Source organism: Enterococcus sp. RIT-PI-f (assembly GCF_001297065.1).
In the GTDB taxonomy this organism is placed as follows: Bacteria; Bacillota; Bacilli; order Lactobacillales; family Enterococcaceae; genus Enterococcus_D.
Genome location: NZ_LHOX01000005.1, coordinates 64942 through 88484 on the forward strand (window position 1 = coordinate 64942; position 23543 = coordinate 88484).

Below are 23543 nucleotides of genomic sequence, written 5' to 3' on the forward strand. Positions count from 1 at the left end.
CAAACCACCGTCACAAACTTTACTGTACACATATTATGCATAGCCCATGCTAAAAACCTAGAATTATAAAGGTTTTTATCACTTTTCTTATATCCAAATTCAAGCTAAATATTTGTTACTTCAGTCGCTCCAGACACCACCAATCTTCAGAAACCATTTTGCTGTCACATCCCGAAATGATCGATAGACTGTTCGCTTTCTGATATATCTTGATCTATGAGAGTATACATAGAATGGATTTCATTGTAATCTCTTTCACAAATTTAATTCTAGAGTTATAATATAAAAAAGGAGATTAAACTATGACGAAAATATGTTTTATGCTAACTTCAAATTCTGGTATAGGAACAACTACAATATTCGCTACTCATGCTAGACGTAATATAGATGATTTATTAGCTTATTTTTCTGAATATTATAATGTAACAGCTAATTACCCAGAAGATACAGATACTGTCGATATACTTGTTATCCCAGATTCCTTTGGCGCATTCATTAATGAACGCAATCTACCTGTTATTAAGGTACCTACAATTTTATTTTTAGAGAGAGACTTTGCGAAAATCAAGGTTTATATTGATAACTATTTTTTGGAAATTTCAAAAAATAAAATTCAGATAGACAAAATATAATGCATTATTTAACAGTAACTCTATTCAATGTCTCAGAATTTTCCATTGTTCACTCAGTTTCTTCATGCGCATGAAAGGTATTTCAAGCACCTGATGGATTAAGAATACCGAGATAATGGTTGGTTAAATTTCGGAACAATGGTGGTACTTAGAGCTTTTTTAAGAATGAAAAGCTATCCTTTTTTCCCTCCACGTTCCAGCCGCCTCCACCACTTAGGAGGGCAATAAAAATAGACGTGCAAGGCACGTCTATAGAGCGAAAGCTTGATATTCCACTGGAATCTTGCTATACTAACTATGTAAAGAGGAGTTGCGCTAACAACTCCCCTACAGCACCGTTTAAGACGGTGACGGGTTTTTATTACTATTTAAAAAATAATCGTTGCCCGCTAAAGCTGACGGTTATTTTTTTTTGTCATTTTTCACTGCTGTTAGGATGCCAAAGATAATCGTCACGATTAATGAACCGAAACTTATCATTAGCCCTAATGCTTCAGCTACAGACAAAAGGCTTCTCCTTTCTAAAGAGTCAGCACTTACTTTCATAAGCACCACCACCTTTCAAAAGATAGCCACCGTCACAAACTTTACTGTACTAAAATCATACCATAACACACGCTAAATGCCTAGATTTATCAAGGTTTTTGGCGTTTTTCCGTGTCTAAATCTAAGCGAAGATCCTGTTCTTTCAGTCGCGCCAACTACCACCAATTAAATCGGCAAATAAAATAGACGTGCAAGGCACGTCTGTAGAGCGAAAGGTTGATATTCCACTGGAATCTTGCTATACTAACTATGTAAAGAGGAGTTGCGCTAACAACTCCCCTACAGCACCGTTTAAGACGGTAGCAGTTTTAATAGTTAAAAAATAACCGCAAACCTGCTAAAGTAGACGGTTATTTTTTTTTGTCATTTTTCACTGCTGTTAGGATGCCAAAGATGATCGTCGCGATTAAAGAACCGAAACTTATCATTAGCCCTAATGCTTCAGCTACAGACAAAAGGCTTCTCCTTTCTAAAGAGTGGACACTTACTTTCATAAGCATCACCACCTTTCAAAAGATAGCCACCGTCACAAACTTTACTGTACTAAAATTATACCATAACACACGCTAAAAACCTAAATTTATCAAGGTTTTTAGCGTTTTTTTATCAGTATTAATTAAGAACAAATCTTGTTCCTTCAGTTGCTCCAGTCACCGCCAATGCTCTTTTAAAAGCCGTGTTGTTGACTCACTCCGAAACGATTGATAGAAAAAATCAGCAGAGTTGCGCAGAGATATATTGTTATTTAAATGACGAGCCGTCCTTACACTTCACTCGCTTGCAACCGATACATATCTGCATACAAACCTTCTTGCTGCAGCAATGCATCATGATTGCCCCGCTCCACGATCGTGCCTTTATCTAGCACCAGAATCAGTTCAGCATCCTTGATCGTTGATAAACGATGGGCAATGGCGATCGTGGTTCGTCCTTGGCGCATATTAGCCAAGCCTTCTTGGATCAAGCCTTCTGTTTCTGTGTCGATATTGGCAGTAGCTTCATCTAGGACCAACACTTTTGGTTCAGTCACCATGGTGCGGGCAAAGGAGATCAACTGTCGTTGTCCGCTTGAATAGCTGGCACCACGTTCAATGACTTTGGCATGATATTTGCCAGGCAGTTTTTGAATGAAAGGATCTGCTTGAACAAATTTGGCTGCTGCTTCGATTTGTTCATCTGAGATAGCCGTATTCAACAGCCGTATATTATCTGCAATATCCCCGTAAAACATAAAGGCATCTTGCAGCACCAATCCGACTTTCTGACGCAATTCTTCCATGCTAAAGGCACGGATATCGTGATCATCGATCAAGATTTGGCCTTCACCAAACTCATAAAAGCGCATCAAGACATTGATGATCGAGCTTTTCCCACTGCCAGTATGGCCTACTAATGCAACGGTTTGTCCTGGATAGGCAATGAATGAGATATGGTTCAAGACATTGTGTTTGCCATCATAAGAAAAACTGACATCCCGAAATTCGATTTTACCATTGCTGATCGTTTGATGGGCATTTGGTAGTTGTTCCGGCGCAAATTCTTCATTGTCCATGATTTTCAAAATCCGACTGCCTGCGACCATGCCGTCAGTAAAGACACTCAAGAAATCCATCATTTGCGTCATCGGATTAAAGAACCCTTGGATATAAGTCGTAAATGCAAAGATCAAGCCGACTTCTACAGGGGACTCAAGGGCATCAAAGCCAAAAACAGATAACGATAATGCGATCGCTAATGCATACAATAAACTGATGATTGGTGACAACAGCAAGGCATTGGTACGGATCATTGCAAATCTGGTTTTTAAATAATCATCATTGGTGGCTTCAAATTCCTCAATCAAACGCGCTTCCTGACGAAATTGCTGAATGATCTGCATCCCTGAGATCGATTCATTCAATTTGGTGTTCAACTGGCTCAGTTTCTCCCGCATTTGGCGATAAATCCGCGAACTAAATTTTTGATAGTACCAAATCACGATCATTAAAATCGGCAAGAAGAGCAAATTCAGCAAAGCGATTTTCCCATTGATTTTGAACATCGCGGCAAAGGATGAAAGGACAGCAAAAATGCCCGTCAATACCATTAAAAAAACATACCAAAATTCATACAGGGTTTCCGTGTCATTGCTGACCCGTGACACGATTGATCCGGCAGGTGTCTGATCAAAGTAGCGCATCCCTAATGTGTGTAATTTCTCAAATAATTTGGTGCGGACATATTGATAAGTCTTCAATGACCCCATTGAATAGAGGAACCATTGAAAGAACCAAATCAACGCTTTGATCACCACGCCAAAGAAATACAAGCCCGCAAAGAAATAAATGACTTGCTGTGTCGCAGTTTGATTGGTGAGGTAATCATCCATAAACGTTTGAATGATCAAAGGCAGCAAAATATTGACAACAGACAGCAGCAAGGCAAAAAAGATGGCCGCATAAAACGTTTTGCGGAAGGGTTTCGCAAAAACGAACATCCGCTTGATGATCGTCTTTTGTTCTTTGAAAGGAATCGATTTACTCCATTCTGATTCTTGCATTATGCTTCACTCCCTTCAATTTTGGCTTCTAATTGCTGTTTGTCCCACATTTTTTTGTACCAGCCATTTGCTGCCAACAAAGATGCATGCGTCCCTCTTTCGCTGATTCGACCTTGATCGATGACCAATATTTCCTGTGCATGTTTGACACTGCTGAGGCGATGGGCAGCAATGATCGTTGTTTTATCTTGACGATACGTTTTGAGTTGTTCGAGGATCGCTTCTTCTGTTTTGGCGTCCACTGCTGAGAGTGCATCATCCAGAATCAACAATTCCGGATCCGTGATCAACGCTCGGGCGATCGACAGCCGTTGTTTTTGTCCGCCTGATAAGGAAACCCCTCGCTCGCCGACCATGGTGTCATAGCCTTCAGGAAATTGCTGGATATCCTCATGTACGGCTGCCAAAGTTGCGGCCTGATCGACTTGTTCTTGGCTGGCACGAGGTACCGCAAAACGGATATTGTCGCGAATCGTCATTGAAAAGAGGAAGTGATCTTGTGGTACATAGCCGATCGAACCCAATAGGGCATTCAATGAATAGTCTTTGGTACTGATGCCGCCAAAAGTAATGCTGCCTTGATAGGAATCATACTCTCGCAACAGTAATTTCATCAAGGTAGTCTTCCCAGCACCAGTTTTGCCGACGATGCCTAATGTATCACCTTGGGCCAATTGAAACTGGATATTGGTCAAAGCGAAATCATCTTCAGCATAGTGAAAATCCTGAAGTGCAACTTCGATGGTCCCTTTCGCCGGTGCAGTGATAGCATGCTCGGCCTCTATGATATGACTTTTCGCAGCCAATAGTTCCGCCACACGATCATAGCTGGCATTCCCGCGCTCTAAGACATTGAATAAACGGCCAATCGCAAACATCGGCCAAACCAGCATGCCAATATAGCTGATGAATGAAACCAACTGACCGATCGTAATTGTGCCATCCATGACATAATGCCCACCAACAATAATCGTCAAGACATAGGAAATACCAATAATGACTGTAATGAAAGGATCAAAAAGGGCATCTAGTAAATTCACTTTGCGATTTTTTACGATTGCATGATCGATTTTATCTTGGAAATCAGCCAAATCTTCCGCCTCTTGTCCAAATGTTTTGATGACTTTCATGCCTGTGATACTCTCTTGGGCTTTGTCATTGATAGACGAAAAGGCTTCTTGTGAATCGCGAAATGCATCGTGCAGTTTACTTCCTAGTACCCGAGCCATCACTGCCAAAAATGGCAGTGGCAACAAAGCAATCAAGGTCAAGCGCCAATCAATGAAGAGCACCATCGCAATGATCGTTGCGCCACCAGAAATGAACGAATCGGCAAACGTCAAAATACCCGCACCTGCAACATTTTGGATTGCATTCAAATCATTGGTCGCATGGGCCATCAAATCCCCCGTCCGATGCTTTTGATAAAAAGTATGATCCATCTTGGTAAAATGTGTGAATAGCTGGCGACGCAAGCTTTTTTCTAAACGCGCAGCACTTCCCCAAATATGCGTCCGCCATATAAAGCGAAAGACATACTGGGCGATCGCAGAAAGAACTAAAATCATCACCCAAAAGAAAATCCGCTGCATTGAAATATCTTGATCAGCGATCTCATCGATAATGATCCCAATGACTTTTGGCGGTGCCAACTGAACGATGGCCACTAAAACCAACGCTGAGACCCCAAGCATATAATGTTTTTTTTCTTCTTTAAAGAACCACCCTAGTTTTCTAAATATTGACATAACACTCTCCATTTCTCCCGTTGCACGATGTTCAAAATCGTGCCATTTTTCCGAATATTCCCACACAAAACAGTTCAAATATTAGACCCAATGACTGGCGTGATCAACCTGAACACACGCAAAAACGAGCTGATAAAAAATCAGCCCGTTTTCGATAAAAACCTATTTTTGGTTTTTCATTTGCTGCATCATTTGACGAATCTTCTTCTCAGAAGGTTTTTGGCCCATTGACATCATCATTGAACGAAGCATATCCTCATTAACGGGAGGATTTTTCTTTAAATAATCTTGCATATATCTGCGCGCCAAAAAGAAGCCGCCTACAGCGCCCAATAAAAGTGCGACAACTGCGATCACAATCACGATTCCTACATTCATCTGAAATCTCTCCTTTCTCTTGTACTCTCAATGAATCATTTTACTAGAAAAAAATCTAAAAAGGAAGAGAGAAAGCAGGATTTATCCAAAAACTTTCTCTCCTGACATCAGCTTAATGCGACATCTCTCTTGTTAAACAACCAATTGGTTAAAAGGTAGATCAAACAACTATACACAAGCAAGCTGCCAGCCATTTCCCAGTAGCCCAATCCAGTGCTGATGTCCATTGACCATTGGGGGTTGCCTAAAAGTGTTGGGATCGCCCCGCGGATATTCATCATATTGAATGGATTCCATTTCAACCATGGATATTTTTCAAGGGCAAGCAACATCAATGAATTGATGATACTACTGCCAAATAGCACACCCACACCTAAACCGACAGCCAAGCTTTGCGAACGGATGACAGCAGAAATGAACATCGTCAACGCCGCATAAAATAATATCAGCAATAAATTGGTCCCGGCATAGACCAACGCCACAACGATTGCTGGTAACCCATTGAAGTCTGTCGCTGCCAATGGTGATTCCGCTCTAAGAAAAAGATTGCTGGCGGCCAAACTGCTAAGCAGTAAACAAACTGTACCTAAACTAGCAAATAAGATGATATTGATGGCTTTGGCCGCCAATATTTGTGTTCTCTTGTATGGACGGATCAATAAAAATTTGATCGTTCCTCTTGTAAATTCCTCTGCTACTGAAGAAGCAGCAACGATGACTACGATCAGATTCAAAAATGAAGTCATTTCACTTAATGAAACAAATAGGTCATTGGCCTTCATATCTCCACTGCCGATCCGCACAACATACGTCAGCGCAAACGTGAGCAGCACCAATAGACCCAGCATGATCCACGTTGATTTCTTTTTAGCCAATTTCAGCCATTCATTTTCAATCAATGTCAACATATCAAAGCCCCCCTTCTTCAGTCCACGCCAAGAAGGTATCTTCTAAGGAGGAATGCTGAAGTTTCATTTCTAATAAACCTATCTGGTGTTGGACGATCAATACCGCAATGTCTTTACGGATATCTTCTACTAACGACACACGTAAACCATCGACCTCCTGCGTGACTTCCAATTGCAGCTGTTCCCTGAGCAATGATTCGACCAACGCATCATTGTCGGTTTTGATCATTAATTGATTGTGGCTTTCTTTCAAATCTGTCATCGCCACTTGATGGGTGATTTTGCCTTTTTGAACAATGATCAAATGATCAGCAATTTGTTCAATGTCACTAAGTTGGTGACTAGAAACAAGCACTGATACACCTTGATCCCGCAACTGATGAAGCATCTCGCGAAATTCCCGCATCCCTTTCGGATCAAGCCCGTTCATCGGTTCATCTAAGACCAATAAGTCGGGTTGATGGATCAAAGCTTGCGCAACGCCTAAACGCTGGCGCATGCCAAGAGAATATGTTTTGACTTTTTGATGGATATGATTGTCTAAATGGACCTGAGCGATCAAGGCATCTAGTTCTGCTGTAGAGCCTCTCTTGATAGCCATCCGTTGGTATTGTTGTAAATTCTCATACCCGGTCATATAATTATAGAATTCTGGATTCTCCACGATCGCACCAACAGACGCAATCGCTTGTTTGAAATCGCCATCTAATGAATGACCCATGATTGTGATCATACCCGTATTATGCTTCATCAGGCCAACGATCATACGTATCAGTGTCGTTTTCCCCGCCCCGTTCGGTCCCAATAAGCCAACGATCTGGCCTGCTTCTACTGTAAAAGAGGCTTGATCAATAATCCGTTTCGTGCCAATCATTTTGGAAACATCTTGTAACATCAATACTTCAGTCATGTATACCCTCACTTTCTTCTGCCGTTTTTCAGACAGGATGGATGAAACTGTTCACGAGAAAATAATCTTTTAGTTATATCTACCATGACATTGTCAAAAAAGAAAGTCAAGCAGGAATTGAAGCACTCCAGCTTGACTTTGCTTATATGTCTGATGGATCCGCATATCGATCGATATCTTTTTGATAGCGCAGCAAACAAACGAGATAAAAGATGATTTGGAAAATGACGTACATGCCGCCAATCTTACTGTAAAACTGCCAGACTGGTAATTCAACCAATATGTTCAAGGCCGCCATGGCCACAACAAAATGCAGTAAAGCAATCAATGTCGGCAGAAAGTACATCACTTGCAGCTGCCGGCGAATCACGGTATGTCTTTCTTTTGGTGTCACGCCTAAGATGTGCAAGGAGCGATGATAGGCGCCGTCTTTGTCTAAATCAGCAAAGAGACGGAAATAGACGATCGATGCAGAAAAGATAAAGAAGACTGCGCCTAACAATATGGTGATCATCAAGATGATGCCATTGCCCTGCCGATTTTCTTGGAAGGTGCGATACTTTGATTCATACGTCACATAAGGTGAAATAGCAGCTGTAGCTTCAGCCCAGTCCTCGTCTGTCATCTCATCTACGCGGTCACCTAATGCATCATACAATGCGCCCATCTGTTCTTCTTGGTCAGCATTTTCTTGGTCCAACTGTGTGTTGATGCGCGATACCAATTCTGGATTATCCGCCCATTCGGGATAATCGATCCAAGTAAAGCCATAATTATCTGCATCGCCACTTTTGACCAACGTTGTTTGCCAGTCGTCAAAGGTTTGATCCGTCACCACAGCAAGTCCATAATAATTTAAAGAGAGCATTGAGGGACTATGTACAACAGTCATCTCACCTTTTTTGATACTATTGATGCCAATCTCCACTGGCAGGCGCGTTTCTCTTTCAGACTGCGGCACAGACAAAAGTTCTTTACGTCTTGAATAATTCGGACTTAATTCAAGAAGCTGATCTTGTTCGATTGGTTCCGCTTCTTCCCCGATTTGTGTCATCAATGTCTGATAATCACTTTCTTTCATGACAGAAAAACCATTGCTGCTAAAAAAAGCATCTTCCGCCAGTTCTGGGCTATCTGGTTGGATATAGACCGAGATAAGGTCCACTGTTGCAGTTTTCGTTTGATAGCCTTCTGCTTCGATCATATGATTGATCTCAGCGACTTTGTCTTCGATCACTGGCGCGTCTGCAGTTGAATGAGTGAAAAAATAAGCCACACTTATGCCTTGGATCGAAGAAAAACTGGTGCTGCCAATGGCCATCATCACCGCGATGCCAACAAAGGCCACCGATGTACTTAGGGTGATCAAGCTATACATGGCTGCATTGTCCCGCATTCGAAACAGCCATTCGCTAATGGTCAGCATCTTTGTACCTTGTAAGAAACTAGTGCGTTTCTTCAGCCGTTTTAAGATGAAGACACTGAACTGATGAAAACTCAACATCGTCCCTGCGACAGTCAGGACGACACCCAACAATAAGCTAAGCAATGTGGTTGACTGCACACTAAAGTAAAAAACAGATCCATAGCCTGCAAGCAGCAATAGAATACCTAGCAAGGCTAACACCCAATGACTTTTTGGCTCAGGACGTGGTTTTTCATTTTCTTTGATCAACGAAACAATTTGATCGCCTTGCAACGTGCTTGTTGCCATCAAGGAAATCACCAAAAAAATACCAACATACACGATTCCTGTCAAAAGGATAGCCAAAGGCGGCACAATAAAGTTCAATCCATGATCTAGATGCATGACGTTCTGGGCGATCAGCAGCAGTAATTTCGTGCTCAGAATGCCGAGTAAAATACCGCAGATCGTTGCAATCGTACCAAGCAAGGCATTTTCAACAAACAACAGACGGCGCAAGTCTTTTTCTTTGATGCCCAAAATCAAATAAATCGCGAGATCTCGCTTACGGCGTTTCAAAAATACGACAAAGGTATACCACAGAAACAATAACGACAATATAGCGATGACCACCAACGCCGTTGTTAAGCCCATTTTCGACAATGCGGAAATCGTCCCGCTGCTAGAGGATAAATCTTTCTTTAACTGTGGGTGAAATAGCAGCAAACTGAAAATATAGAAGACCGTTGCCGCAAAAGTACTGCTGATAAAATATGCCGCATAGGTCCTGAAATTGCCGCGAAGGTTACGAATGATCAACTGTCTGAAATTCATGACGACGCCCTCCTAAGTGTGCCAAAACATCAAGAATTTTTTGATAAAACTGTTGTTGATCACTGCCGCGATACAATTCGTTATATAGTTTGCCGTCTTTGATAAAAACGATCCGATCAGAAAAACTAGCCGAATACGGGTCATGGGTCACCATCATAGTCGTGACTTTTCGTTGCTGATTCATTTGACTCAAGATCTCCATCACATCTCTGGCCGCTTTGGAGTCCAAATTACCGGTTGGTTCATCCGCCAACAACAATTCAGGCTGATGAATCAACGCCCGAGCAATGGCTACACGTTGCTGTTCCCCGCCAGACAACTGATAGATGCGTTTCTCCGCTTTATCCGCAATGCCCAACTCATCTAATAGTGCGGCACAACGCTGTTGCATTTCCCCGACTGGCACACGATCTAGCGTTAAGGGCAGCATCACATTCTCAGCCACAGTTAAAGGTGCCAACAGATTGTAATTTTGAAAAACAAAACCCAATTGCTGCCGGCGAAAGCGTGCCAACTTCTCTTTTGATAACGTTAGCGGCTGCTCGCCTTTGATGATGACCGTGCCTGAAGTTGGTTGGTCTAACGTAGCCACTAAATTCAACATAGTGGTTTTACCGCTTCCGGAGGGGCCCATAATACTAATGAATTCTCCCTCCGGAACTTTTAGATCGATTTGTTGCAGCACATCAACTGACACTTCGCCAGTATACGTTTTGTGAATATTTTTTAATTCTAACAATGCCATCTTGACCACTCCTTTTGTACTCAGTGTATCAGGAAACGCCGCTCTCAGTTATCGATTCTCTGATAGAAAGCTTACACTTTTGTAAGGAATCCTCTTTTCACCCCTGTTCAAAAGTCAAGACCACCCGCGTCCCTATCCCTTGTGTGGATGTGATTGCGACTGAAATCGCCAATTGCTCGCTGATCATATCGACTAAATATAAGCCCATTCCGGTGGCCTCACCTAATGCGCGCCCGTTATCACCAGTAAAGAAAGGTCGGAATATCCGGGGCAAATCACTGTCAGGGATCCCGCAACCTGCATCAGAAATCGTTAGACGTTTATGTTCAGCATCCAACGCAAAGACAAGCTGACCTTCTGGATCTGAATATTTGATGCCATTGCTGATTAACTGATACAACATGATTTGGAGCCATTTTTTATCTGTTGTCACAAGAAAGTCAGTTTGATCAATAATTTTCGGGTATACACGATGTCGGATGAAACTACGTTTTTGTTCACCAATGCTTTCTTTGATGATTGCCGCCAATGACAATGTTTCTATCAAAAAGTCCTCTTTAAAATCTTCCAACCGGACAAAGTTCAGCGCAGTCGCTAATCCACTCTTTAGACGATCGGTTTCCGCCAATAGATCATCACTGTCTAACTGGTCGCTCTCTGCCATCAAAGCCAGCACAGCTACAGGTGTTTTCATTTGATGCACCCAAATATGCATAAATTTGATATGCGTCTGATAATGCTGATCTACAGCTGTTAACTGCTGCTGCATGTGCTGCTGTTCAACATGCAAATGTCTTTGTAAGGTACGACTGATGAAACCAGCACTTTTTTTTTGCATATGCCCAGTTTCCAGATAGCCATAAAAGCCTTGATTCTTATGATAATCGATGGTCAAAAAAACAATCGTCAAGCACAGAATCAAACTGACCCCGTAAATTAAAATGCCGAGATCACGGTACCCGTCCAACCAAATCAAAAGAATCAACAAACCAAGAGAAACAATTTCCAGCAGTAGCCAAGGCAGATGAACCTTTAAGAATAGCTTCATTGATCATGACCCGTCAATGACAGCGCATAGCCTTTCCCGCGAATCGTTTGAATCGGTTCATCAATGCCCAGATTGATCAACTTCTTGCGCAAACGGCCAATATTGACAGACAACGTATTGTCATCGACAAATCGCTCATCGTCCCATAATTTATTTAAGATTTTTTCTCGTTTGACCATTTCAGGATAGGCCTGGATCAGCAATGAAAGCAGTTCGCCTTCCCGGACGGTTAACAGTTCTTCATGCCCATGACAGAGCATTTTCAACGCTTCTGGATAATAAACTAGCGGGCCAGCTTTAAGCTGACGGGCCCGGTCAGTTTGGGCGTAGTCACCGTAAACACGCCGAATATGACTTTTGACTTTTGCCAGCAATAGTTCATAGGAAAAAGGTTTGACCAAAAAATCATCTGCACCATATTCCAATGCCATCACTTGATCCATATTGCCATCGCGTGCTGAAATAAATAAAATGGGAACCAACGAACGCTCGCGTATTTTTTGGCACCAATAGAAACCATCATAATAAGGCAAATTGACATCCATTAGTACCAAGTCAGGCTGAATCTCGTCGAATTCTGCTAAAATCGCATCAAAACGTTGCGGAACAAAAGTGGCATACGCATATCTTTGCAATTGATCCCCAATCATCTTGACCAGCGATTGATCATCTTCTACAATAAAAATCTTCATTCTACCCCTCCTCATTCCTATATTTTAGCAAATTTCATCCCAATAATCTGAAAAAAATCCTTCATCTTTTCACTTATTTATTGTAAGAGATTTTTATTTATAGTATACTATCATTTGTGACAATACTTACATTTAAACAAAGGTGGAAAATCATGAAAAATATTTTAGTTGTTAAAGCAAACAATCGCCCTGATGGCGTATCAGCGAAAATGTTCGATACATTCGTTGAAAACTTAGACACAAACAATGTAGAGGTTGTAACATTTGATGTCTATGCACAACCAATGCCTTATATTGGTCAAACGCTATTTGAAGCTTTTGGCAAATTAGCGCAAGAACAAGCGTTGAATCAAGAAGAACAAGAATTGATGACAGTTCGTCAAGATGTGATGAATAAATTTGCAGCAGCCGATACGATCGTCTTTGCTTTCCCAATGTGGAACTTAACGATCCCTGCAGCATTGCACACGTTCATCGACTACATCTTCCAAGCAGGATTCACTTTCTCTTATAATGAAGATGGTTCAATGAATCAACTATTGAAAGACAAAGAAATCGTCCTATTAAATGCCCGTGGTGGGGTTTATTCAGGCGAAATGAGTGTCATGGAAAATGCTGTAACCTTCATGGAAAAAGTATTCGGTGGCATGTTCGGTATGACGATCACTGAAGAAGTGATCATTGAAGGCCACAATGCTGATCCATCAAAAACTGCAGCGATCGTTGCTGAAGGTTTAGAACGTGTTGCAGCAGCAGCGAAGAAATTTTAATTGATCTGAAAAAAGAAACCTTGGACGCAGACGTCCAAGGTTTCTTTAGTTGTTCTTGAGACCGTATAACGTGTCAGTAATCGATCCTCTTTGCTTGATCGTAATCAGCAATTGCTGAGGATCCTTTATCACGATTTGTTTTCTTTTCAAAAACAGCAAAATACTGTAAAGCACCTCTCGTTCAGGTGAATCTGCCTGATAGTATGCTTGCAGATCTAGTTTATATTGGTTGCCACTTTTCGTAGAAAGAACGAGTTGAAACGGTTCATACATGATCGATAGCATTCGAGGTGTATAGGCATTAACTATCCCTGTCCCAATTGAGGGATCAACAGGGAACACCTCGGCTTCAATCGATATCTGCGTGATTTCATGATAAGGAATCAACTGATCTTTACGTTTGAATAAGCCTTTGATCGGCAACAGATATTTAAATTGATTCGTTTCTTGATAAATAGGACAACGAATCCCTGTTTTCGTCAATTGCCAATAGGTATACATGCGACTGAGTTGAAAAGGTTGTATGATCAAAAGTAGTGGATATAAGAAAAGTTGGATACCAATACCAGATAGAACTAGAACAAGGCTTTGGGCAGGATATTTGATAGCGACAGCAAAAAGTATCAACATAAGAAATGTTGGTACTAGTATGTATCCAGCAGCAACTTTTGAATGGCGCAATTTGCCAAACGTATAAGGAAAATGCAAATAGGCTTCTCCAGTAATCAACTCATCTAAGGATATCTCTAAAATACCGCTTAATACAATCAAGTTCTCAATACTAGGCAGACTTTCTTGATTTTCCCACTTTGATACTGATTGTCTAGAAATATACATTTGCTCCGCTAATGTTGCTTGTGACATACCTTGAGCTTTACGAAACTTACGAATGTTTTCTCCAATGTTCATCTTCTTCACTCCTCATTCCTGTTCAACTCATTATCACATATCTGAAGAAAAATCTCCCGCACTTATTGGTTGCATCCTTAAGCTATCGCTTTTTCTAGACTGACGATTACATGTTCATCATTTCTTGCTACTTAAAAAAGTCCCAAGCTGGTCAAACCAGTCTTGGGACTTTTGATTGATCGATTGGTCCGCCAACATGCATGTTTAAGCTTGCAGAATTTTGTCCAATAACGCTGGATCAAATGTTTGCTGCTTCAACATTGCAATCTCAAAACCGTAAGGGGGTTTTTTGTTCTTTTTATCTTCTCCGACATATGGTGTTTCAAGAATTTTTGGCAATTGTGCCAATTTCTCGTGGTGCACGATCTTGTTCAGTGCATCAAATCCAATCGTACCAAAACCAATATTTGCATGACGGTCTTTGTGGCTGCTTTGGGGATTTTTTGAATCATTGACATGCACGACTTTCAAGCGGTCTAAGCCGATGATTCGATCAAATTCATCTAATACGCCATCGAAATCTTCTTTCACATTGTAGCCCGCATCATTGGTATGGCAGGTATCAAAGGTCACGGATAATTTCTCGTTCAACGTCACCCCATCGATGATTGCCGCCAACTCCTCAAACGTTCGACCAATCTCTGTTCCTTTGCCAGCCATCGTTTCTAAGGCGATTTGAGCCGTTTGCTCTTTGTCCAGCACTTCATTCAAACCTTTGATGATTTGCTTGATACCAGCTTCCGGACCGGCTCCCACATGAGCCCCTGGATGCAACGTGATTTGTGTGGCCCCTAACGCTTGTGCACGTTGGATCTCTTCTCTCAAAAACGACACTGCAAAGCCGAAATTCTCAGGCTTGATGGTATTTCCCAGATTGATGATATAAGGTGCATGAACTACAATATTAGACATCCCATGCTCTGCCATAAAGGCTTGACCTTCATGGATCATCATCTCTTCCACTGGCTTACGTCGTGTGTTTTGCGGAGCTCCTGTATAAATCATAAAGGTTGAAGCATCATAACTGTCAGCTTCTTCTGCCGCGCCTAGTAACATTTTCTTTCCACTCATGGAAACATGTGAACCTATCAACATCTATATGTCCTCCTAAAATCAAATCTTCTTTATTATTACAGTTGTCTGCAAGTTTGGCGATTTTTCTGCTCATTGATGCCCATCTTTCAGGCCAACCCGAACAAGATCAGGACCATCGTCATCAATGGCATACTGATCAAGAAACTCGCTGAGGACACAAACCCCACGGCTTCTTCTTCCATTCCAGCCAAAACTGAGTTGATCACACCAAACAGTGGAATAGGGGCAAAAACCAGCAGGCAAAGAACTGGCTTAAGCAGTGTCGGCAGCGGCAGCAGATAAAATAAGCCAAACAACACAAATGCCGACCCATAGCGTAAGGCCAAAATATTGACCACAGTTTTGGTGGTGTGTTTTGGCAAACGAAAATCTAGAAACAACCCAATCATAAACATCGACAAAAACGTATTGGCTAAGCCAATCGGCTGTACGATGCTTATAAAGGCTGAGGGTAATTGCCAACGCACACTGCGAATCACCAACATCACTAAATAGACGGTAAATGTCGGCGAACGCAGCAGATTCAAGATGATTTTTCCAGGTTCAAATGTTGTCCGTTTCTTTAGTAAATATTCGATCAAAACTGTTGTTCCGCCAGCCAACATGATGCTATTGCCCATATCAAACAATGAGATCAATGGAATACCTAATGGATAGAAACTTTGTGCGAAAGGAATCGCAAAATTCCCTATATTGAAACCTGAACCACAATACATCGCAAATTGCTGCAACGCATTGCTGTCTTTTCGGGTCATCATGAAAGCAATACCGATTTGTCCAACCGTGATCGCTACAGCAATCACGATCAGGCTCAAAGCGCTGATTTGGACTTCCATCTGAGCCAAATTCAAGATAATCGCAGCAGGCAACGTCACATTAAGAATGATTTTTGAAAGGATCGATCCATCGGCTTTTGATAATATACCGATACGCTTCATGGCAAACCCCAACAAAATCATACTAAAAAGGCCTAATACATTGAGAATGATCTGCCCCATCTGCTTCCTGTCCTCCCTTTGTCCTATTGTGAAAAAAAGCGAACCAGAAACTTGGTTCGCTTTTTGATTAAAATGTTAATAAGAAATATTTTTTCTTGCCACGGCGAATCACGACATATTTGCCGCCAATACGGTCTGCTTCGGTTAATATATATGCTAGATCTTGTTGACGTTCACCATTGATATAGATTGCACCATTTTGGATATCTTCTCTGGCTTGCCGTTTCGATCCTTCGATTTTGGCTGTCGTCAATATTTCAACCAATGTCAAATCATCTGCCGAATCTACTTGATAAGCAGGTACCCCTTTGAACCCTTGCGCAATTTCCTCTGCGTTCAATTCTTTGATATCACCACTGAACAAACTAGAAGAAATATGGACCGCTTGCTCATAAGCTGCTTCACCATGAACCAAAGTCGTTACTTCTTTGGCTAAAGCTTTTTGCGCAGCCCGTGATTCAGGTGCTGCTAAGAAAGCTTCTTCGATTGAAGCGATCTCTTCTAATGATAAGAAAGTAAAGAACTTCAAGAATTTGACTGCGTCACGGTCATCCGTATTGATCCAAAATTGATAAAATTCATAAGGCGTCGTTTTTTCGGCGTCTAACCAAACGGCATTCCCTTCGGTTTTACCAAATTTTGTGCCATCCGCTTTGGTGATCAATGGCATCGTCAGGCCAAACCCTTGAACTTCCCGCTCACGGCGCAAGAGTTCGATCCCAGAGGTGATGTTGCCCCACTGGTCACTCCCGCCTAGTTGCAGCAGACAGCCATGCTCATCATATAAATTCAGAAAATCGTAGGCTTGCAATAATTGATACGCAAATTCAGTATAAGAGATCCCCGACTCAATCCGGCGTTTGACGCTTTCTTTGCTCATCATGTAATTGATCGTAAAATTTTTACCAATATCTCTTAAGAAGTCGATCAGTTTCAATTCACCTAACCACTCATAGTTGTTAGCGATGATAGCTGGATTGGTTGCATCATCAAAATCAATAAAACGTGATAACTGGCTCTTGATGCTTTGTGACCAGGCCAATACTGTATCTAATGTGTTCAGTTGACGTTCTTGGTCTTTGAATGAAGGGTCACCGATCATCCCAGTCCCGCCGCCCACGAGCGCAATCGGCACATGGCCATTCTGTTGAAAACGGCGCAACATTAAAATAGGCAATAAATGACCGATATGCAAACTATCGGCTGTGGGATCAAACCCAATATATAATTTCACAGACTCTTCATTCAATTGTTTGGTCAATGCTGCTTCGTCTGTTGTTTGATGAACCAAGCCGCGAAGCTTCAGTTCTTCAAAAAAGTCTGTACTCATGTATTCTCCTCCTAAATAATTGCTTCATTGTTCATATTAACTGAAAAATAAGTGAAAGAAAAGAGTTAACCGTAAATCCATCTTAAAAATCCATGACAGGAAGAAAATAGCCATCAGATAAAGAAAAAAGAACAATCAGCGCCCTTCCATCTACCGTATTTTGCTGTAGAAAAATTAGGGTGCTATTCAAGCAAGCCGATTTTTGCTATAATACAACGGAATATAAACTAAATTATATGAGGTGACTCTTTTGTCCCAGAAAAACAAACAAACCAGAACAACGAAGCAAAGAAATGGCGGTTGGTTCTATGTCAATATCAGCTTACGTGTACTTCATTCACTCTTTTTAGTTGCCATCTCCTTGCTGATTTTGGGCGGCTCTTTGGCATTGGGGATCGGCGCCGGCTACTTTGCTTATCTCGTAGAAGATACCGCTGCACCATCAAAAGATGAATTGGCCAAAGAATTAACGGATATTACCGAAACCTCGCAATTGGCTTATTCAGATGGCAGTAAAATCGCTACGATCCGCTCAGATTTGATGCGCACATCTGTCAATTCTGATGAGATCTCCGATTATTTGAAAAAAGCGATCATTGCAACAGAAGATGAATATTTTAATGTCCATAATGGCGTCGTGCCAAAAGCCGTCGTTCGCGCATTGCTTTCTGAAGCAACAGGTTTTGGCGGCAGTGGTGGTTCAACGCTGACGCAACAATTGGTCAAGCAACAGATCTTAACAAGTGAAACCACCTTTAAACGGAAAGCCAATGAGATTTTACTGGCAATGGAAGTTGAGAAATTTTTCAGTAAAGACGAAATCGTCACGATGTACTTGAATATCTCACCTTTTGGCCGTAACAATAAAGGACAAAACATTGCCGGCGTTCAAGAAGCTGCACAAGGGATCTTCGGCGTCAATGCGGCGGATCTATCATTGCCGCAAGCGGCTTTTATTGCAGGGCTGCCGCAAAGTCCAATCGTTTATAGTCCTTATACCAACACAGGCGAGATCAAAGAAAATCTCTCTGCTGGTTTAGAACGAAAGGACTATGTTCTCTTCAGTATGTATCGCAATCACGATATTACCAAAGAGGAATATGAAGAAGCCATCAATTATGATCTAAAGCAAGACTTTAAACAACAGCAAGCGATCGAGCAAACCGATCAAAGCTTCTTATATTATACCGTCCTAAATGAAGCCAAAGATATCATCGCGCAACAATTGGCGAAAGATGACGAAGTCAGTGATGAAGAATACGCCAAAGATGAAACCTACCAAAAATATTTAGAGTTGGCGCAGCAAAAGCTAGTCAATGGCGGTTATACTGTGACGTCTACCATCGATAAAGGCATCTACAATGCGATGCAAGACGCAGTTGATAAGTATGGCTATATGCTGGACAACTGGGGCGATGCGACCATCGAAGTCGGTAACGTCATGATGGACAATGCGACTGGGAAAATCTTAGGCTTTGTCGGTGGGCGTGATTATAGTGAAAATCAATTCAATCATGCCTTTGATGCGCAGCGTCAAGCCGGATCAAGTATCAAACCAATGCTCGTCTATGGACCAGCAATCGAACAAGGATTGATTGGCTCTGAATCAATGGTATCTGACTATGCCGCCAAATGGCGCACGGGAGAAAATGCCGGGGAAACGATCGCCAACGCCACCAATACCGGTACGAATACCTTTATGTCGATCCGAGAGTCATTAGAAGTATCCAGTAATATAGCGGCGACCAATATCTTCCAAGACCTGTGGGAAGCCGAAGGCGATCACTTCTATTCTTATTCCAACTACCTAAGCAAAATGAATTATCCCGAAGACAACAGTTGGGCGTATGAATCAGCGCCTCTGGGGGTAACTGATGTGACCGTTGCAACACAAACGAATGGTTTCCAGACGTTAGCCAATCATGGTGTCTACGAAGAAGGGTATATCATCGAATCCATTAAAGATAACGATGGTGAAGTTCTTTACCAACATGAATCAAATCCCGTGCAAGTCTATTCTGAAGCTACCGCTTCGATCATGAATGATATGATGCGCAGCGTGATCGATGAACAAAAGACAAGCTCCTTCAAATCGATCATCAGTGGGCTAGATTATAACTTAGGCAATGCAGATTGGGTCGGCAAAACCGGGTCCACCAATGATTATTCAGATTCTTGGCTCGTGGTTTCTACCCCATCGATCACCATCAGTAGTTGGGCTGGTCGCGATGACAATAAAGGAACCGATAATACAGCCGGTACCAGAACTGCCAACTATATGGCTTATCTGATCAATCGGATCTATCAAACCAACCAAGACGTGTTCGGTGTCGACCAGACATTCAAACTTTCAAGCGATGTCAAAAAAGTCGAAGTATCCAAAGCAACTGGCACATTGCCAGGAGGAAGTGTGACAGTTGATAGGACCAGTATTAGCAACCCATCTTCCAAAGTGACCTCTTATTGGGCAACAGGTGGGCCAAGTACAGTCAGCTTTGATTTTGGTATCGGCGGTTCAGATGCCAATTACAGCAATTACTGGAAAAAAATCGCACCGAAGACCACGAAAACGACGACGACAACAAATACCAACAGCAATTCATCGACCACTGAGAAAAAAGAGGACGACGAAGATGCAGATAAAGAAGAAACGAATGATAACGAAAATAACAATGACTGATCAGCAGATGCTGGTCAGTTTTTTTTGCAAAAAAAAGCTTCATCTCAACCGCTGCAAGTGATCATTGACCACTTGCAGCCCACTGAGACGAAGCGAGAATCTATTTAAAATGAAGCTACTTATTTTGTTGAGCTTTTTTCTGAGATACCGTAAGGCAAGATAATGGTTTTTTGTTCCACTTCTTCTTTGTTCATCATTTTTGTCAACAAACGCATCGCCACTGCACCCATATCATATAATGGTTGTGTCACGCTTGAAAGACGTGGACGTGCTGCTTCTGCCAATAATGAATTGTTGCTTGTGATGATTTCAAAATCTTCAGGTACTTTGATCCCTTTGTCTAAAAGACCATCCAAAATACCGATCGCCAATTCATCGTCTGTGACATAGGCTGCAGTTGCCCCGCTGTTGATGATTCGATCAACGATAGCTAAGCCTTCTTTAAAGCTATATGGTGCTTCGAAGATCAAGCCTTCAGAATAGTCAAGACCATTTTCTTTCAAGGCATCTTTGTAACCTTTCAAACGGTTTTGGCCATTGATTGGATCAATCAATGCACCACTGACAAACGCAACTTTTTGGTTGTTTTTTGCCAACAATGAAACAGCATCTTTGGTTGCCGCTGTGTAATCGATATTGACACTGCCAACTTGTTCATCAGGATCGATAGAGCCAGCCAAAACAACAGGTGTTTTCGAACGTGAAAATTCGCCGCGGATCTCATCCGTGATACGGTGACCCATGAAAATCACACCGTCTACTTGTTTTGCCAACAAGTTGTTCAATACATTGACTTCTTTCATTGTATCGCCATCAGAGTTTGCCAAAATGATATTATATTTATACATGGTCGCTACATCATCGATCCCACGCGCAAGAGAAGAAAAGAACATATTGCTGACATCCGGAATGATGACACCGACAGTTGTTGTCTTCTTGCTTGCCAAGCCACGAGCAACAGCATTTGGACGATAATCCAAGCGATCGATCACTTCTAGCACTTTCTTACGAGTTGCTGGTTTTACATTGGGATTGCCGTTAACGACCCGTGACACAGTTGCCATTGACACATTTGCTTCCCTTGCAACATCGTAAATTGTAATTGTTTGTTTTTCCATGATATATCTCCCTTATTCTGTTTTCAGAAAATCTTATTTACATTTCTTTGATAGAATAGCAAACTTTTATCAGATTTGCAACCGTTTTAATTTTGTTTTCATGAAAACTTAGCTAATTTCCCAGAGTTCTTAGTCCATTCTTTTACAAAGCGTGTTAAAATAATATATATTACGTGAAAGAAGGAATTCTCTATGAATAAAAAGAAAATTACAGAGCTGAATCAATGGCTGAAAGAAAATGGTGCTGATGCAGGCTATATCTCCAATCCTGCCACGATTGCGTATTTTTCAGGTTTCAAGAGCGATCCTCATGAACGGGTATTGGCTTTATTTCTTTCTCCCGATAAAGACCCATTCTTATTTGCCCCTGCACTTGAGGTCGAAGAAGCCAAAAATAGTGGTTGGCCATTTGATGTGGTTGGCTATTTAGACAGCGAAAACCCTTGGGATAAAATTTGCCGAGAGCTTTCTTCCCGCTATCCATTGACCCGTTTGGCCCTTGAAAAAAATGACTTGTCGGTTGAACGGTATGAAGCGCTGCATGCACGTTTGCCGCAAACTGATTTCAGTTTAGATGTGACACCAGAGATCCAAAGAATGCAATTGACCAAAACGGCGAGCGAAATTGATACGTTGCTTGAAGCAGGTTCATGGGCTGATGTTGCTTTTGAGATTGGCTTTGCTGCTATCAAAGAAGGCGTCAGTGAAGCTGCGATTGTCGCAGAAATCGAGTATGAATTGAAAAAACGTGGTGTCTCCCACATGTCTTTTGATACAACCGTCTTAGCTGGCGATAATGCAGCTAGTCCCCACGGTGTACCTGGTGATCGCCGCATCACTGCCAATGAATTGGTCTTGTTTGATCTAGGGGTTATTTGGAAAGGATACTGCAGTGATGCAACCCGTACTGTCGCTTACCAAACACCCACAGATCTGCAACGAAAAATCTATGATATCGTATTAGAAGCCGAGCAAACTGCGCAAGCGGCTGTTAAACCAGGTATCACTGCTGGTGAACTAGATACGATCGCCCGCGATGTCATCACCGGATATGGCTATGGAGAATACTTCAATCATCGTTTAGGACATGGCATCGGAACAACTGTCCATGAATTCCCTTCACTGATCACTGGCAATGATTTGGTGATTCAAGAAGGAATGTGCTTCTCGATCGAACCAGGTATTTATATACCAAATCAAGTCGGTGTGCGGATCGAAGATTGTGTATACGTGACAGCAGACGGCTGTGTGCCTTTCACCAAGACAACAAAAGAATTACAAGTTTTATCTTAATAAAATAAATTGATCAGGAGGTTTCTATGACGAAGAAAGCATTGGTTCTAGGCGGTACACGTTTTTTTGGGAAACAATTGGTTTATACTTTACTTGAACAAGGAATCGCAGTAACCATCGCGACCAGAGGAAAGACAGCTGATCCATTTGGGGAGCAAGTCAAGCGCTTGGTCTTCGACCGGACCAGTGAATCTAGTATCAAAGAAGTTTTGACGAAAGAAACCTATGATATTGTATTTGACAATATTGCTTACAGCGCACAAGATGTCGCCCATTTACTACAACATGTCACACCAAAACGCTATGTCGTGACCAGCTCTATGTCGGTATATCCCGTACTACAGCCGAATTTGCAGGAAAGTGATTTTAAACCAGAGGCATATGACATCCGCTTAGCTGAATCAAATCAGTTGCCCTATGGCGAGGGCAAGCAGACCGTCGAATCGATTCTGACTAAAACATACCCTGATCTATCAGCAGTATTTGTTCGCTTCCCCTATGTTGTCGGGCAAGAAGATTATACCCAGCGTTTTGCCTTCTATCTTGACAAACTCGTACAGCAAGAACCAATGGCCATCGACAATTTAACGCATCAAATGGCCTTCGTTGACGCGGAGGAAGCTGGACGTTTCTTGGCATTTCTAGGAACTAGTGACTTTACAGGACCAATCAATGGTGCGTCTAAAGGAACGATCTCCATAGAAGAAATCTTTGCGTACGCTACCGCTAAAACTGGCAAAGTACCAGTATTTGCAGAGAATGGCGTGAAGGGACCTTATAACGGGACACCTGATTACTCGATCAACACCACGCAAGCAGATGCCATCGGCTTTGTCTTTTCAGACCTAAAAGAATGGATCTACCAGCTTTGTGATTGGGAAATCGATCGCGCCGCACAAAAATAACAAAAAACAGATCAACGTGGCAATCACGTTGATCTGTCTTTTTATCCTGAGCAAAAATAA

Annotated in this window: 21 protein-coding genes; 5 read left to right on the forward strand and 16 right to left on the reverse strand. The window is 41.9% G+C overall.

All coding sequences use genetic code 11. The features are described 5' to 3' along the window. Positions 1 to 302 precede the first annotated feature (302 nt). Entirely contained in the window at positions 303 to 632 is a 330-nt protein-coding gene (locus AEQ18_RS01810) for a hypothetical protein (RefSeq protein ID WP_054114662.1), read from the forward strand. A 402-nt stretch (positions 633 to 1034) separates the two neighbouring features. On the opposite strand, the gene AEQ18_RS15315 is transcribed toward AEQ18_RS01810, so the two are convergent. The 11 genes from AEQ18_RS15315 to AEQ18_RS01855 all read right to left on the reverse strand — a co-directional run bounded on the left by AEQ18_RS15315 (position 1035) and on the right by AEQ18_RS01855 (position 12385). Then, a complete protein-coding gene (locus tag AEQ18_RS15315; RefSeq protein ID WP_082348573.1) occupies positions 1035 to 1178 on the reverse strand; it encodes a putative holin-like toxin in 144 nt (47 codons plus the stop codon). A 350-nt stretch (positions 1179 to 1528) separates the two neighbouring features. Then, positions 1529 to 1672 (reverse strand): putative holin-like toxin, encoded by a 144-nt coding sequence (locus AEQ18_RS15320; RefSeq protein ID WP_080542687.1) that lies wholly within the window; start codon positions 1670 to 1672, stop codon positions 1529 to 1531. Positions 1673 to 1941: 269 nt separating this feature from the next. Next, complete coding sequence (locus AEQ18_RS01815) at positions 1942 to 3717, reverse strand: ABC transporter ATP-binding protein (RefSeq protein ID WP_054114663.1); 1776 nt, start codon at positions 3715 to 3717, stop codon at positions 1942 to 1944. Beyond that, positions 3717 to 5465, reverse strand: a complete 1749-nt coding sequence (locus AEQ18_RS01820; RefSeq protein ID WP_054114664.1) for an ABC transporter ATP-binding protein — start codon at positions 5463 to 5465, stop codon at positions 3717 to 3719. Before AEQ18_RS01820 ends, AEQ18_RS01815 begins: the two co-directional genes overlap by 1 nt. Before the next feature lie 162 nt (positions 5466 to 5627). Then, complete coding sequence (locus tag AEQ18_RS01825) at positions 5628 to 5843, reverse strand: YneF family protein (protein ID WP_054114665.1); 216 nt, start codon at positions 5841 to 5843, stop codon at positions 5628 to 5630. A gap of 107 nt (positions 5844 to 5950) precedes the next feature. Beyond that, positions 5951 to 6751, reverse strand: a complete 801-nt coding sequence (locus AEQ18_RS01830; protein ID WP_054114666.1) for an ABC transporter permease — start codon at positions 6749 to 6751, stop codon at positions 5951 to 5953. 1 nt (position 6752) lies between these two features. Next, positions 6753 to 7661 carry an ABC transporter ATP-binding protein gene (locus AEQ18_RS01835; RefSeq protein ID WP_054114667.1) on the reverse strand — a complete coding sequence of 303 codons (909 nt, stop codon included), beginning with the start codon at positions 7659 to 7661 and terminating at the stop codon, positions 6753 to 6755. Positions 7662 to 7803: 142 nt separating this feature from the next. Next, entirely contained in the window at positions 7804 to 9900 is a 2097-nt protein-coding gene (locus AEQ18_RS01840) for an ABC transporter permease (protein ID WP_054114668.1), read from the reverse strand. Next, complete coding sequence (locus AEQ18_RS01845) at positions 9872 to 10645, reverse strand: ABC transporter ATP-binding protein (protein WP_054114669.1); 774 nt, start codon at positions 10643 to 10645, stop codon at positions 9872 to 9874. Before AEQ18_RS01845 ends, AEQ18_RS01840 begins: the two co-directional genes overlap by 29 nt. 97 nt (positions 10646 to 10742) lie before the next feature. Then, positions 10743 to 11693: a sensor histidine kinase gene (locus tag AEQ18_RS01850; RefSeq protein ID WP_054114670.1), complete on the reverse strand. Its 951-nt coding sequence runs from the start codon at positions 11691 to 11693 to the stop codon at positions 10743 to 10745. Beyond that, positions 11690 to 12385 (reverse strand): response regulator transcription factor, encoded by a 696-nt coding sequence (locus AEQ18_RS01855; RefSeq protein WP_054114671.1) that lies wholly within the window; start codon positions 12383 to 12385, stop codon positions 11690 to 11692. The genes AEQ18_RS01850 and AEQ18_RS01855 overlap by 4 nt, the downstream gene beginning before the upstream one ends. A gap of 152 nt (positions 12386 to 12537) precedes the next feature. Between AEQ18_RS01855 and AEQ18_RS01860 the strand changes: the two genes are divergently transcribed. Further along, the gene (locus tag AEQ18_RS01860; RefSeq protein ID WP_054114672.1) at positions 12538 to 13155 is read left to right on the forward strand and encodes an FMN-dependent NADH-azoreductase; all 618 of its coding nucleotides are present in this window, start codon (positions 12538 to 12540) and stop codon (positions 13153 to 13155) included. 45 nt (positions 13156 to 13200) lie between these two features. On the opposite strand, the gene AEQ18_RS01865 is transcribed toward AEQ18_RS01860, so the two are convergent. The 4 genes from AEQ18_RS01865 to tyrS all read right to left on the reverse strand — a co-directional run bounded on the left by AEQ18_RS01865 (position 13201) and on the right by tyrS (position 17487). Next, the gene (locus tag AEQ18_RS01865) at positions 13201 to 14064 is read right to left on the reverse strand and encodes a helix-turn-helix domain-containing protein (protein ID WP_054114673.1); all 864 of its coding nucleotides are present in this window, start codon (positions 14062 to 14064) and stop codon (positions 13201 to 13203) included. Between the two features lie 204 nt (positions 14065 to 14268). After that, positions 14269 to 15159, reverse strand: a complete 891-nt coding sequence (locus tag AEQ18_RS01870) for a deoxyribonuclease IV (protein WP_054114674.1) — start codon at positions 15157 to 15159, stop codon at positions 14269 to 14271. 86 nt (positions 15160 to 15245) lie between these two features. Further along, positions 15246 to 16157, reverse strand: a complete 912-nt coding sequence (locus tag AEQ18_RS01875; protein ID WP_054114675.1) for an AEC family transporter — start codon at positions 16155 to 16157, stop codon at positions 15246 to 15248. 67 nt (positions 16158 to 16224) lie between these two features. After that, a complete protein-coding gene (tyrS, locus tag AEQ18_RS01880) occupies positions 16225 to 17487 on the reverse strand; it encodes a tyrosine--tRNA ligase (RefSeq protein ID WP_054114676.1) in 1263 nt (420 codons plus the stop codon). Positions 17488 to 17737: 250 nt separating this feature from the next. Here tyrS and AEQ18_RS01885 point away from each other — a divergent pair, with 250 nt between their 5' ends. After that, positions 17738 to 20167: a transglycosylase domain-containing protein gene (locus AEQ18_RS01885; RefSeq protein WP_082348574.1), complete on the forward strand. Its 2430-nt coding sequence runs from the start codon at positions 17738 to 17740 to the stop codon at positions 20165 to 20167. A gap of 119 nt (positions 20168 to 20286) precedes the next feature. On the opposite strand, the gene ccpA is transcribed toward AEQ18_RS01885, so the two are convergent. Next, positions 20287 to 21285, reverse strand: coding sequence for a catabolite control protein A (gene ccpA / locus AEQ18_RS01890; RefSeq protein ID WP_054114678.1), 999 nt, complete (start codon positions 21283 to 21285; stop codon positions 20287 to 20289). Positions 21286 to 21477: 192 nt separating this feature from the next. On the opposite strand from ccpA, the gene AEQ18_RS01895 reads away from it, so the two are divergent. Beyond that, positions 21478 to 22578 (forward strand): aminopeptidase P family protein, encoded by a 1101-nt coding sequence (locus AEQ18_RS01895; protein WP_054114679.1) that lies wholly within the window; start codon positions 21478 to 21480, stop codon positions 22576 to 22578. Positions 22579 to 22604: 26 nt separating this feature from the next. Continuing rightward, on the forward strand, positions 22605 to 23483 hold the full coding sequence (locus AEQ18_RS01900) for an NAD-dependent epimerase/dehydratase family protein (RefSeq protein WP_054114680.1): 879 nt from the start codon (positions 22605 to 22607) through the stop codon (positions 23481 to 23483). The last annotated feature ends 60 nt before the right edge of the window (positions 23484 to 23543 follow it).